This window comes from Paraneptunicella aestuarii (assembly GCF_019900845.1).
GTDB classification, from domain to species: Bacteria; Pseudomonadota; Gammaproteobacteria; order Enterobacterales; family Alteromonadaceae; genus Paraneptunicella; species Paraneptunicella aestuarii.
Genome location: NZ_CP074570.1, coordinates 2,254,201 through 2,268,159, shown reverse-complemented (window position 1 = coordinate 2,268,159; position 13,959 = coordinate 2,254,201). Strand labels below are relative to the sequence as shown.

The 13,959-nt window shown below is 41.5% G+C and carries 11 protein-coding genes; 5 read left to right on the top strand and 6 right to left on the bottom strand.

Annotated features, from left to right (window positions below):
* Window positions 1–94: 94 nt before the first annotated feature.
* A complete protein-coding gene (locus KIH87_RS09365) occupies window positions 95–2,284 on the bottom strand; it encodes a hypothetical protein (protein ID WP_232361269.1) in 2,190 nt (729 codons plus the stop codon).
* Window positions 2,285–2,736: 452 nt separating this feature from the next.
* Between KIH87_RS09365 and KIH87_RS09360 the strand changes: the two genes are divergently transcribed.
* Window positions 2,737–3,909 (top strand): hydroxymethylglutaryl-CoA reductase, encoded by a 1,173-nt coding sequence (locus KIH87_RS09360; RefSeq protein ID WP_232361268.1) that lies wholly within the window; start codon window positions 2,737–2,739, stop codon window positions 3,907–3,909.
* A 64-nt stretch (window positions 3,910–3,973) separates the two neighbouring features.
* Here KIH87_RS09360 and KIH87_RS09355 read toward each other — a convergent pair whose 3' ends face one another.
* The 5 genes from KIH87_RS09355 to KIH87_RS09335 form a co-directional block, all read right to left on the bottom strand.
* Window positions 3,974–4,636, bottom strand: a complete 663-nt coding sequence (locus KIH87_RS09355; protein WP_232361267.1) for an SDR family oxidoreductase — start codon at window positions 4,634–4,636, stop codon at window positions 3,974–3,976.
* Window positions 4,637–4,693: 57 nt separating this feature from the next.
* Entirely contained in the window at window positions 4,694–4,891 is a 198-nt protein-coding gene (locus KIH87_RS09350) for a Trm112 family protein (protein WP_232361266.1), read from the bottom strand.
* Window positions 4,892–4,939: 48 nt separating this feature from the next.
* Complete coding sequence (lpxK, locus tag KIH87_RS09345) at window positions 4,940–5,935, bottom strand: tetraacyldisaccharide 4'-kinase (RefSeq protein WP_232361265.1); 996 nt, start codon at window positions 5,933–5,935, stop codon at window positions 4,940–4,942.
* 6 nt (window positions 5,936–5,941) lie between these two features.
* Entirely contained in the window at window positions 5,942–7,774 is a 1,833-nt protein-coding gene (gene msbA / locus KIH87_RS09340; RefSeq protein ID WP_232361264.1) for a lipid A export permease/ATP-binding protein MsbA, read from the bottom strand.
* A gap of 107 nt (window positions 7,775–7,881) precedes the next feature.
* A complete protein-coding gene (locus KIH87_RS09335) occupies window positions 7,882–10,383 on the bottom strand; it encodes a DNA internalization-related competence protein ComEC/Rec2 (protein ID WP_232361263.1) in 2,502 nt (833 codons plus the stop codon).
* A 113-nt stretch (window positions 10,384–10,496) separates the two neighbouring features.
* Between KIH87_RS09335 and KIH87_RS09330 the strand changes: the two genes are divergently transcribed.
* From KIH87_RS09330 to KIH87_RS09315, 4 genes are all read left to right on the top strand, one after another.
* Complete coding sequence (locus KIH87_RS09330; protein WP_232361262.1) at window positions 10,497–11,015, top strand: DUF2062 domain-containing protein; 519 nt, start codon at window positions 10,497–10,499, stop codon at window positions 11,013–11,015.
* Between the two features lie 143 nt (window positions 11,016–11,158).
* Window positions 11,159–12,523, top strand: a complete 1,365-nt coding sequence (locus KIH87_RS09325; RefSeq protein WP_232361261.1) for a serine hydrolase domain-containing protein — start codon at window positions 11,159–11,161, stop codon at window positions 12,521–12,523.
* A gap of 436 nt (window positions 12,524–12,959) precedes the next feature.
* The gene (locus KIH87_RS09320) at window positions 12,960–13,433 is read left to right on the top strand and encodes a hypothetical protein (protein ID WP_232361260.1); all 474 of its coding nucleotides are present in this window, start codon (window positions 12,960–12,962) and stop codon (window positions 13,431–13,433) included.
* Between the two features lie 174 nt (window positions 13,434–13,607).
* The gene (locus tag KIH87_RS09315; protein ID WP_232361259.1) at window positions 13,608–13,814 is read left to right on the top strand and encodes a cold-shock protein; all 207 of its coding nucleotides are present in this window, start codon (window positions 13,608–13,610) and stop codon (window positions 13,812–13,814) included.
* Window positions 13,815–13,959 lie beyond the last annotated feature (145 nt).

The window sequence follows — 13,959 nt, the reverse complement described above, 5'->3', positions numbered from 1 at the left end:
TTTTATACAGTTTTATGCACCGTTTATCGGCATTAGTTGTTGAAACTTTAGCAAAAGATCACTCGTAATTTAATTCACCAGACTCAACTGTCTTTCAGCATGCTCTGGTATATGACTGAACATCTCTCACTGATGTACGGATCTCTTCTAACTCATCTTTAAAGTTGAGTGATTTAATCATCTTGCCAGCCAACTCAATCAAAAACTCTTCCTGATCCACAGTAAAATCCATCAAATGAAAGCTATCGTGAATTGAACGAGTAAAACTTTTAAGCGCCTCATTTCGCTTTGACATTAATAAACGGGTAAAGCTTTGAATATCATGAGACAAACCATGTAGTCCGGAAGATACGTTGCGCAATGCCTGTTTTTCAATGCACTCTCGCCACTTTTCAGCAACAATGGTAACAACAACCGCACCTAAATCTTTTATTTGCCCTAATTCATATTCATCTTTAGGCGCATTCAATACCAAAATACTGACAGATGAATCGTTAAACACCAAACGGTTACTTTGATAATGATAGACACGCTCTCGCCCACGAACCAGATTAAGCACTTTGACTACCGTTTCAGGACACTCTTTCTGACCTGAATAGTGATAGTGCTGTTGATCATACCCCGCCAACATGGCTGCACATTTAAGTTTAAAATGTTGTTCAAAAAATTGAGTGGTTTTTACCAGTAACTCATCGGCACTTTCCAGCTGAAAAATCTGTTTGCAAAACTCAATTATCGAGCCGTACTGATAAGCTTGCTTCATACTTTCTTGAGCAATTTTGTTACTGTTTGCCAGTTCCCTGTTACGTTCAATTTTACGAATTAATTTGGGTAGAAATAACCGATATTCACCATTCGCATCAAAACTATCCATTAAATATGGGTCGTATTGATGACTTTTACTGAGTACATCTACACTATTCACCAATACGATGCCACGCACGGATGAACAGCACTCAAGTAATGCCCTTAACTCAGCGATGCCGATATCGGAATCAGCAATAATAACGTCAACGAGAAAAAGATGTTCATTAATCTCATCGGTAGATTTAAAGCAATGAACAACAGGTAAGTCTCGCTTTAACTGATGCACCAGATGGTTAGATTTATCGTTACCAATAAAATAAATATGCGGCTGTAGTGACTGTAATTTTTGTGTCAGCACTCGAGTTGACTGTCCAATATAAACATACTCAGCAGAAAATTCAGTCAACTGTAGTAAATCCAAAGGCTGATATAGTGCAAAAGTCAGTACATCGTCTTTAATTTTAATATTCTCAAGAGTCCTTATATCTTCCTGAAACTGACCATAACGCAAGATCGATGCATTAATTTTTTGTAATGTTTGCCACACTTCACTATCAATTTCTCCTGCGTGTTCATTTAATTCCTGAATGGAATACACTTCCTTGCAGACATAACCAGCATCAATCTCAGACAGGCTATCCAAAGCCAGCAAATGGTCATTCTTACCATCAAAAATAATGGAAAATCCCAGATTGTTACCATACGTCAGTAATAGATTAAACTGCTTATCATCACAGCATAAACAATCTGTCGCGAAAGAAAGGCAAACCATGTTATTTACAATCCCGGATTGAATCAGAACCTCGCGAAGCTTGTTTAGAAATGACAACTCTACAAAGCTGGCAATATGGAAATTGAGAACGATATCGGAATGAATTTTACAGATAGGCGCTACCGTCTCCAGAATAGCAGCAACAGATTCAAAGTAAGTCTCATCAGACACTAATAATGACTGCTGCTCGCCCGCTACATGCTTTATCGACTGAAAGCCGATCTCGGGAAAAAAGGAAGATAAATTAATATTAAAACCACTAATTCTTCCCGAATCAGTCACAATCATGGGTTGGCAATAGACACTAACAGATTGACTATCAATCAGCCCGAAGCAACCTTTTTGCAGAATTTTGATGCGGCTGAATTGACTAAGCCCAGCTTTATTCGTCTGCTTAATCGTGCCCTGTGAGTAAATTAAAGGAAAATGATTGCTGGTTTCAATAACAACTTCAATACTACTCCCTGTATCGGATTGTACGATTACCAGGCATTTTTTTCCCGGATCATTAATAAAACGCTCTACATGTTCCTGGACAGAATCTTTGCTGAAAAAGTTATCATTCTGAAGAATATCAATCTCAGCACTACGATATTTACTTTCCAGAAAATCGAGCAAGACCACTGGAAATGATAGAGCATCATAAAACTCTAAAACACTTTCCGAATCGCAACTTAAAGAACCGCTGGCAGCTTCACCTAACATTTTATTCCTCCACAGCTCAGGAATATTTTTAAAGGACACGAGTGCGTATTCAACTTAGGCATACAAATGCGCTCTTGGTTCCTACATATTCCTTAATCCCATCAAGCAATTCAAGACCAGGGTATGCACCAATAGCCATAACCCTACTATAGATATGGAATTAAATACTTTAACTTAAACGATAAATTACCCGGGGCATTCATCCGGCCTTTAATAAATATGCCTATTTTCAGCAACTAAGCATTATTAACCAAAGTAGAAGCGATTAGCTCGGCAACCATAATTAGGTAAAAACTCAATATAAAAATAATTGCTAATATTTGCGCTAAAAGTTGAATTTTTTACTGAAATCTTAAGTAAAGCTTTGTCATATTGACTTTTCGGTCGTTATACTTACCTCGGGACAGGCTCCTGTTCACTATTGTTTAAAGACCAATAAAAAGGTACATGGTATGACTGACACTCGCATTCCCAGAAGCAAAGAAAACGACTATTCCAAAGAAATGGCTAAAAAACGCCGGGAATTTATCAAAGAAAAAACGGGTGAAGAACTCAAATATACAGGCGAATACACTATTGATGAGAGTGTATTACCGGGGAATGTAGAAAACTTTATCGGCATAGTACAAATGCCTGTCGGTATCGCTGGGCCTGTGCGCATCAATGGCGAACATGCACAAGGCGATTTCTATGTACCTCTTGCAACAACTGAAGGAACCCTGGTCGCCAGTTATAGTCGCGGTATGCGCGTTATTACAGAATGTGGTGGCGTAACCACAACTGTTGTTGAACAATTCATGCAACGAGCCCCGGCCTTTTTATTTGAAAATGCACGGGAAGCCAGAGACTTTGGTCAATGGGTCAAAGACAACTTTGAAGCTATTAAAGCCGCTGCAGAAACCACAACCAGCATAGGTAAATTGAAACATATCCATCAGTGGTCTGTGGCACGTTCGCGTTACCTGCGTTTCAACTATACAACAGGCGATGCAGCTGGGCAGAACATGGTCGGTAAAGCAACACTTGCTGCCTGTGAGTGGATTAAACACAACTACCCGGGCGGTGCCAACTACCTGCTATCAGGCAACATGGATACCGACAAAAAGCATTCTCACTTGAATATGCTGCACTCTCGCGGAAAACGCGTCATCGCAGAAATTGTGATCAAGAAAGAGATCCTGAAAGCTGTCATGGGTGTTGATACTAAAATGTTAGCCAAAGCAACGGTATTGGCAAACACAGGTGCCTTAATGGCTGGTGCTGCTTATAACGGCCCTCACGCAGCCAATGGTATTGCATCATTATTTATTGCAACCGGACAAGACGAAGCGAACGTGGTTGAATCCCACGCAGGTTTGTTCTCTCACGAATTATTAGACAATGGTGATTTGTATTTGGCTGTCACCCTGCCTTCCTTGATCGTGGCAACCTTTGGTGGCGGTACTGCCCTTCCAACACAACGCGAATGCCTTAATATGCTGGGCTGTGTGGGCAAAGACAAAGCGAATAAGCTGGCTGAAATTGTTGCCGCAACCGTGCTGGCTGGTGATATTTCACTGGGATGTGCTGTTATTGCGGGTGACTGGGTTTCCAGCCATGACAAATATGGTCGTAACCGCGGTTAATAATAACTCAAACACATTATAGAAAAGGCTGCATCAGCAGCCTTTTCTATTTCAAATTCGATATTTACCAAGGCAGTTCCTGACCATTGCTATGCCAGAATGTACCGCTGTTTTGCATGGTTAACGCGTCAATACGCTTAACCAAATTAGCCGCTGAATCATCAGCACTGATATCACCGTTAAAATTCACCATTTCTGTTTGAACAAATCCAGGATGCAAAATAGCCACAGCAATTTCTTTAGAGCGCAGATCCTGAGTTAATGACATACCCGCAGCATTAAGTGCAGCTTTGGACATACGGTATCCGTAATAAGCTCCTGAACCATTATCAGAAATAGAGCCCATTCGGCTGGTGATCAGCGCCAGTTTGCTTCCAGAATTCATATTGTTCACCAGAAGATCAGTAATCACCAATGGCGCGAGTGCATTCACTTTAAATTGCTGTTCAATGCTATCAACATTGATATCACCCAAAGATTCATTTCGGAAAATCCCGGCGTTATTAATCAAAATATCAATATTAATCTGTGATAAAGGAGCTAACGCTTTAGGCAAAGAGTTAAAATCCTGAACATCCACGCCTTCAACAATATTGGCTTGGGTATCCTTAAGCTCGTCGCTCGCACTACGGCATAATGCCCAAACCTGATCACCACGGCTCAGATAATGCTTAGTCAAAGCTAAGCCGATGCCTCTATTAGCACCAGTGATGACAACGTTAGCCATATTATATCCTTTACATGTTGTAGATGTTGCTGCCGAATGGACTCACTGAATTGTTGACTATTTTTTCAACTCTTCAACTTCTGTGCTCGTCATTTCGCGAGCTTCTGACTCAATCATAACGGGAATGTTTTCACGAATGGGGTATGCCAAACGATCAAAGGCACACACTAATTCGTGTTGCTCTGGAAGATATATCAATTTTCCCTTGCAGACAGGACACGCAATAACTTCTAGTAATTTCTTATCAAAGGACATAATTTCCCCGGTTAATGTTTTGACTCGCTACTTACGCTCGCTTGGCTATCAGCAAGAACCTGTATTTGAGTGCTGTAACTTTTCTTTTAATTTTTGCAAAAAAGAGCTTGGCAATTGCGCTTCTACGGGCAAGTACCACCAATTAGGCTGTGCAAATTCGGCACATTTTACCGCGTCTTTTTCCGTCATCAATACGGGCGTTTTTCCGGCCGGTAAATCGCCCTCTTGATATTGGTAATGATCCGGGAAGGCCATAGGCACTTCTACTTGTATTTGATGTTGCTGTAACAAATCAAAAAAGCGCTGAGGATTACCAATACCCGCAGCGGCAATAACACCACTTTTTATTTGGCTTAAAGGCATTGTTTGCTTAGGCTCACACAGGTTGGTGAGTTCACCGGGAACCAATGCCATTGGCACTTCATTTCCTGACGTTTCACCACCATTCACCACCACAAAATCAACAGTCTCCAATCGCCACAAACCTTCTCTTAGTGGTCCCATCGGCAAAAGAAAACCATTACCATGACGCCTTACGCCATCTACTACGGCAATTTCAATATCTCGTTGCAGCGCGTAATGTTGCAAACCGTCATCACAGATCACTACATCACATTGGCACTGTTCTACAAGATAAGCCGCTCCCCTTGCTCTTATCGGATCGATGACTATCGGACAAGATAATCGTTCTGAAATAAATGCAGGTTCATCCCCTACGAGTGAAGGATTTGCAGGACGATTCAACTCAAAAGGAAACTGAGATGTTGACAGTTTGCCGCCATAACCTCGGCTGACGACTCCGGGTTTAACCCCCTGTTCACTCAACCAACGACATAAGGCAATCACCAAAGGCGTTTTGCCATTACCGCCAACACTGATATTGCCCACCACAATAACTGGAGCAGAAATAGCAGTTGATGAAAAAATACCGCGCTTAAACAGGTAACGCCGAATGGCAGAAAGAGCGCCAAACAACAGAGTAAAAGGCCATAACAACCATACCCACCAGGATGATTTGTACCATGCTTGTTCCAAGGCACTCATAGACAATTACGCCTTGTTTTCTTTATTAGTCACAGAGGTATCAATCACTGGAGTCTCTATCTCGGGAATATCAATAACCCGGCTATCACTGGCACTATTTTCACCAAACTGTAAGGCATGTAATTGGGCATACACACCATGCTGTTGTAATAAAGACTGATGATCGCCCTGCTCGACGATTTTCCCTTGCTCCATGACAATAATATTGTCGGCATTTTCAATGGTCGATAAGCGGTGTGCCACGACAATACTGGTACGAGAGCTTTGCAACGTTTCCAATGCTTCCTGAATATAACGCTCAGACTCTGTATCCAATGCCGAAGTTGCTTCATCCAGAATAAGAATTGGCGCATCACGTAAAATGGCACGCGCAATGGCAATACGCTGGCGTTGCCCGCCTGACAGCATTAAACCATTTTCCCCGATTACTGTGTCGATTCCATCTGGCAATTGTTTCACAAACTCCATCACATGAGCCGATTGAGCTGCGCGAAGAATATCATCACGCGAGACTTTACCTTCCATACCGTAAGCAATGTTATTGGCAATAGAATCGTTAAACAGAATGACATGCTGTGATACGACAGCAAATTGATTGCGCAATGAGCGAAGTGCGATCTCATCAATAGGAAGGCCATCAATGAGTATTTTGCCTTCTTGAGCCAAATAGAACCGGGTTAACAAACTCGAAATGGTTGATTTACCACTGCCCGATTTGCCCACCAAGGCCAAACTCTTTCCGGGTTGTAAGCTAAAGGAAATATCGCTCAGAGCTTTTTGCTCCTTACCAGGGTAAGAAAACGAAACCTGTTTAAACTCAATATTGCCATTACAGCGCAGCAGTTGTGTTTGTCCTGAGTCTTGTTCGTTATCCTGATCTAACACTTCAAAAATGCTTTCACAGGCCGCCATTCCGCGCTGAAACTCACTATTAACGGTAGTGAGCTGTTTTAATGGTTTAAGTAGCATGGTCATGCTAACAACGATGGAAGTAAACACGCCCGCTGTAAGTTGCTCTACCATACCCGGCATACTGGAGATATAAAGTACAGCAGCAAGCGCAACAGACGCAATCACCTGAATACTGGATACGCTCAAAATGCGCGCCACAATCAATTTCATATTTTGCTGACGGTTGTTGTTGTTCTTAGCCTCAAAACGCTTATTTTCCAAGTCTTGACCATCAAACATCAACACCACTTTATGACCTTTCAGCATTTGTTCTACAGAAGTCGTCAGGTTTCCCATGGCCTTTTGAATGTTATTACTGACGACTCTAAATCGTTTGCTCACAACAGAAACAATAATGGCAACCACAGGCCCAATTAATAAAAACACCAGACTTAGTTGCCAGGATTCATAAAACATCAAACCGAGCAACCCAATCACTAATGCGCCTTCTCTGACCAAGGTTAACAAAGCTTTACCTGCGGCGTTCGATACTTGCTCAGTATCGTAAATCACCTTGGAGATTAAGATCCCGGTTGAATTCTGGTCGTGAAAGGAAACGGGCAGATGCAAATACTTGCTGAACAACTGCTGCCTCATGCGCATCACCACCATGTTACCTATCCAGGACAAGGTGTAAGTTCCCATAAAATTGAAAATGCCTCTCAGGATGAAAATAGGCACAACAAAGACAGCGGCCAAACGCAGATAATCATAATCACCATTAACCAAACTGCGGTCTATCACAGGCTGTAATTGCGAAATGAAGAACACATCAATGAGAGAATATCCAATCATTCCAACTAATGCGGCAAAGAAAGCCAGTTTGTAATCTCGAAGATAAACGCTAAAGCGCTTGAATACGGAAACGGCTGATTGATGAGTTGACATTAATATTATTGATTCTATACAAAAAGTTAAGCGGCCTGTCGCGGAGGCTTATAATACCCTATTGTAGCGGGCTAATGTAATACCTGTGTAATCCTGAGTAGAATCTATTACATTCTCGCCCCAAGCTCAGGAATGTTGTTATACCAGAACTTCCGTATATCTTGGCGAACCGTTTTTATTTCAAGTCTGTTTTCAGATGCTAACCCGGTTGGGTTAAAACGAAATCGAACCATTCCGCTGTCTGCAGTGTTAAATAACTTAGCGCCATGCTCCTCATACCGCGCTACAACATCTTGATGCGGCATTTTCCAACGGTTCATAAAACCACTGCTAAACACCACATAATCAGGTGCAACCGCTGCAATGAAATTTTCAGAAGAGGATGAACGGCTGCCATGATGAGGAGCAATCAAAACATCAGCTTTGAGTAATTCAGGTTCATCGCGATAAAGTCGTAACAAAGCCAGTTCAACGTCCTTTTCAATATCGCCGGTTAACATAACCGAACTCATACCATCACTGATCTTGAGCACGCAGGATTGGTTATTATCAGAGAGCTCAGCCAACTCATATGTACCAAGCAATTCCTGCAATAATTCAGGCTTTGGCGGCCATAACGGAATGATGGTTAAACCTTGCCAGAACCAGTTTTTCCCCACCTGACAGCGCTGATTATCGGGCGTGATTAACTGTTCGATTGCAATAGACTGACGTAATTTAGAATAACTGCCACTGTGATCCATATCCCAATGGCTAATCACAAGCTGCTCTACTTTGGGGATGCCCTTACCTTTGAGCATAGGTAATATCGCTGCGTCAGCCATATTAAAGCCACCGGGATAAGCAGCACCAGTATCATACAACAGAGTAGCCTTGTTGCGGGTTATCATCACAGACAATCCCTGCCCAACATCCAATACCGACAACTCCCATTCGTTTTGATTAACACGCCCAAAACTCATTAACGGAATCAATAACAATCCTATCCAGAATTTGGAAAACGGCAGCTTGGGCAGCAATAACATCAAACTGGCAAGTAATAATAAAAACCAGACAATCGTTGGAAATGACGGAATAGATGCCGATAAAAACACGTTCTGCTCAGCCCCCAGGCTCAGTTCAGAATTTGACACAAGATATAAACCGGAAACCAACCATTGAGCCAAATAATCAGCGATAAGAAATAATGTTTCTGTTAGTTCTTGTAGCCAAGGCTCATCAGATAACATCAATACTTGTAACGATTCAAACAGCACCGCAAGCAAACTCACAGGGAGAAGTAAAAACGAGACATAAGGCACTGCCAGCAAATTCACAACAGGCGCCGAGATACTCAGAGTATTCATTTGCCAGGCGACAATCGGCAGCATAAAAAGGGCAAGCATCGCTTGCATACGCAAGGTAAAAATGAAGATTGTCTTACTACGCGTTAAAACACCATAAATACCAGATTCCTCATAAGATTTACTGACCGGCCAACGCCAAAATAGGAAACACAAAGTAAACATGGCGGAAAAACTGAGCCATAAACTCAACGAATATAGGCTTAAGGGAAAAATAACAATACAGATTGCCAAACAAGCCAATACTTTACGTATTAACGACCAATGAAGCCGAAAACAAAGCAGAGTAAAAATAACCAACAACATTAGCCACGCTCGAATCGTTGGTAATGCCATTCCGGATAAATAGGCATACCCTAGAGAACCCACGAGGCAAGCAACAAGGCAAAACACATGATAGTTAATTTGGTATTGAGCAATAAACCGTTGCAAAGGCCAGGCACACAGGCTCAATAAGATATAGAGAAAACCTGCGACCAACCCCAGATGCAAACCAGACACCGCGATCAAATGAGCCGTTCCTGTGTTTTGCAGAACCGTCCAATCCTCTGGCTCTAAACCTCCTCGATAACCCAAAGTCAACGCCAATAGCCATCGCCCATGAGGTAATTGATAAGATTGAATTCGATTCAATAATCCCTGCCGTAAACTGTTGCCATGTTCCAGAAGTGCATTGCCGCTGTCTTTACGTACATACCCCGTCGCCTTAATGTTGTTTGCAAACAGCCATTGTTGATACAGGAACCCATGTTCATTGGCTAACCCATGAGGCGGTTTTAACTTCACGGAGAAACGAACCCTATCCCCTTGTTGCACCTGCCATTCGGGTTGATACCATGACAAACGGATATCCAAGCCACCTATTCCGACCTTTTCATTGTTCAAAGAATGTACATTTAAGGTAAATCGAGACTGTTTTGTATGGTCAACGAGCGATGAAACCTCACCTTCAAGTGTGACAGTTTGTTGATAATATTGTTTAGGGAGTTGCCAATAGCCCTGCCAATGGCCTACACTCGCCGTCCAGATTACTCCCAAAGTAAAACTGAACAGGATCTTGAGCGCGCTGGAATATTTAGCCATGGCAGCGGTCAAACCAGGCAGTAAGACAATCAGTAATGCTATCAGTAGTAACGAAGCCAGGAATCCGAGGGAGGGAAGTTCTTCCCACAGTAGTGAAGATGAGCTGCCGATAATAAAGGCGAGAATCACACGATTCTTATTACTACTTATCCTGGTATTATTTGCCCTGGTATGACTTTCCATAGTATTGCTTGCGTCCTGCAAAATTGAATCTGTATTAATCCAGTATACATAAATGCTGCTTCAATATAGATCGGAATTCTTTAAAGATTGCCGAAAAATTAGCGTCGAACATTATGCCAAAGAAAATGATTAAACGGTTCTTACCGGACCATCAAAAGATTAAGGAACAAAAGGCACTGTCTATGTTCGGGACGCTGCTACATGACGCGAATCTTTGGCACCTTAATCGTAAATCAGCAAGTGGCGCATTTGGCATTGGGTTATTCTTTGCATTTTGGCCAGTTCCCTTTCAAATGTGGCTAGCTGCAGCGGTCGCCATCCCATTACGAGTTAATCTTCCTCTATCTGTCGCTACCGTCTGGATCACCAATCCATTTACCATGCCTCCCATTTTTTATGGCGCTTATATGGTAGGTGTGGCCATTTTAGGTGAAACCCCATCAAAGTTTGAATTCCAACTGAGTTGGGAATGGCTGATACAAAGCGCAGAAACTATTGGGCCTGCATTTTTAGTAGGCTGTGGAGTCTGCGCGGTATTTTTTGGTCTGGTGGGTTATTTTGGGCTGGATTTACTATGGCGAGTATCAGTTAAAAAAGCCTGGAAAAAACGTCAGGATAGACAAAAAAAGTAACACTATCAGTCACCGCACAGTGACCGCATAGTCACGCCGGTAACAGTTAGTTAACAAAAAGTTAGTGCGTTATTGCTCAATGTGCTTTATTCTCGCGGTCAATATTTTTTCTAAAGCATTTGAAGTAGTAAGCAGCACGTTCCATGAAAACCAAAATCGTTGCATTGATTCTAATTGCAGCACTGTTCATTGTAGTTCCTCGTCAACTTCTCGGATTCTCCATTTGGCACTTAGGTTCAGCACTTGATGTAGCGGCGGCGTTAGGCGCAAAACTCGCTTGTTCAGGGAAATACCTCTCCAACTTTTCAGATGAACAGATTCGCTCAGATTTACTTTCCTATTCCCCCGTTAATCAATATCTCGACATTCAATACCAACCCGATGCTCAACGTGTTGTTACCGATATGCTTGGACTTGCCAGCTATTCTGCGACCTACCGAGAGGCAACCGGATGTTCTCTGGATATTGGTGACACATCAGCTCTCGATTCTATTGTTGCCATTCCTATTCCATCTGAAGCTCGACCTTGGCCAAAGGGTTATCAAGTCAACACCATTGATTCAGACAAACAACAAAAACTGGATAAACTGCTTGAGCAAGACAATAAGGCAGGTTTGCAAACCCGAGCATTAGTGTTGGTGCAGAATGGTGAAATAAAAGCCGAGTCTTACGCACCGGGGTTGGACTATCAGTCAAAACTACTTGGTTGGTCGATGGGCAAAAGCCTGACATCTATCATGCTGGGAAGAATGGAGCATATGGAACTGGCTGACACTACCAAAAGAGCTCTTTTTCCAGAATGGGAAGACGATCACCGCAGTCAAATATCATTAGAACATCTGTTAAGAATGTCTTCCGGACTAAAGTTTGATGAAACCTATGCCCCCGGAAGTGATTCAACACGAATGTTATTCCTTGCTCATAGTGCATCAGATGTCGCTTTAACAGGAACACCAGAGTATCAGCCAGGCACCCACTTTTCCTATTCATCAGGCACAACCAACATCTTGAGCCGTTGGATGTATGAACATCTGGGTGGAACGCCACAAGCTTCCTATAACTTTCTGCAGCAAGAGATCTTATCCAAACTCAACATGGCACATTCCACCTTTGAAACAGACCCTAGCGGGGTTTATGTAGGCAGTTCCTACATTTACGCTTCGGCACGCGACTGGGCGAGATTAGGTCTTTTAATGCTGAATAAGGGTGAATTCCAGGGAGAACAGCTACTCTCTGAGGATTGGGTTAATAAGGCTTCGATGCAAAACCCTTCTGACAACTACCCGGCATATGGCTATCAGTTTTGGCTCAACCAGAACGCAGATGCCCTGGAATATTCCAAGCTGCCAAAGGATGCTTACTTTATGTTGGGAAATAGAAAGCAGGCAGTCATGATTGTGCCTTCACTAAATAGTGTTGTAGTTCGCCTGGGATGGACTTCTGGTGAGTATCCAATGAATGAGAATTTCGCACATATACTAAATTTCGGAACCAAGAGTTCCAATTAAGTTTATCGATACATTTTAGGTCTGGGTATTTATTTAAGCACCTAAACAAACAAATTAACCTTAACCAAGCTTTAAATTGAACGTAAAGTATAATTAAATATACCAAATGGTTGATTATTTAATTTTGAATAACTTTATATATTTGAGAAAAACACAAGCCAATTAAATAAATTTTAGAATACATATTAAGGAAAGTTATAAAATATAGAGATTGCGATTATGAAATGTGCTCACAAATAAAACAAGTTTCGCTTTCACTCCGTTGATTTACATCAACACCAAAACAACTAATTATGTTAACTCGACATAAGAGCAACATTTAAGATTAAATCTTTCCATAATAGAAAAAATCCAATAAGGCTCAAAGGTTATTCAAATAGTTTTTAAAACCGGCATTATCAGCGCTTATTTATATCGTCAAGAAAGAGAAAAAATAATGAACATAGATGCATCAAGTCACTATCCATGTACGCCAGACAAGCTATTCCAACACATCAGAATGACTAAAGCGCTGAATTATGTATCACATCCCCTGCTTAAATTTAAGCCTAAAACACCAAAGCAATTACCAGAAATTTGGCAAGAAGAAACTTATTGGGTTTCTATGTATTTATTTGGTTTCATTCCCATTGGAGAGCAAGCAATTGTAATTACATATCCAGAAAAAGGAGAGGATGAAAAATATGCAATTCGCGACAATGGATTTAGCTCTTCAGTAAAAAGATGGGATCACACCCTTACTATCACACCAACAGATAATGGCTGCTTATATCACGATCACATGGAGCTGGAAGCTGGAATACTTACTCCTATTATAGGAGCCTTTGCTAATTACTTTTATAAACACAGACAACGTCAGATTAAAAAATTAGTAGAAAATAATTTTGACTTTTCACTTTCAAATAGTTGACTCCACTTATCAAAGGTATATAATTTACCCAGTTTGAAGTTCTTACGTTATTTATGTACATCAAGTTGTGCAGTAGTACCTTGTCATTTTCATAAGTAGTAGAACCTCTTCAGCTCCGTCGCCGATTTGAAGTTTAAACGGCTTGTTTGAAAAACCTGAAAGATAGGAATATTTATGTCTGAAGCAACTGGCACGGTTAAGTGGTTTAACAACTCCAAAGGTTTTGGCTTTATCCAACAAGAAAGTGGTCCTGACGTTTTTGCTCATCACACAGCAATCGAAGGCACTGGATTTAAATCGCTGCAAGAAGGCCAAAAAGTTACATTCACATTGATCGAAGGTGACAAGGGTCTGCAAGCTAGAGATATCAAAAAGCTATAGGCCTCTATTTTAGATATTAAAAAGGGTTATCTACGCCCTTTTTAATATCTTACTCCCTGATTCCTCTTCATTCGAATAAAAACGATTTACTCCTTTCTCTAAAGCTCTCAATTATTCTCTTGTATAGAAATTTTAAGTGCGAATT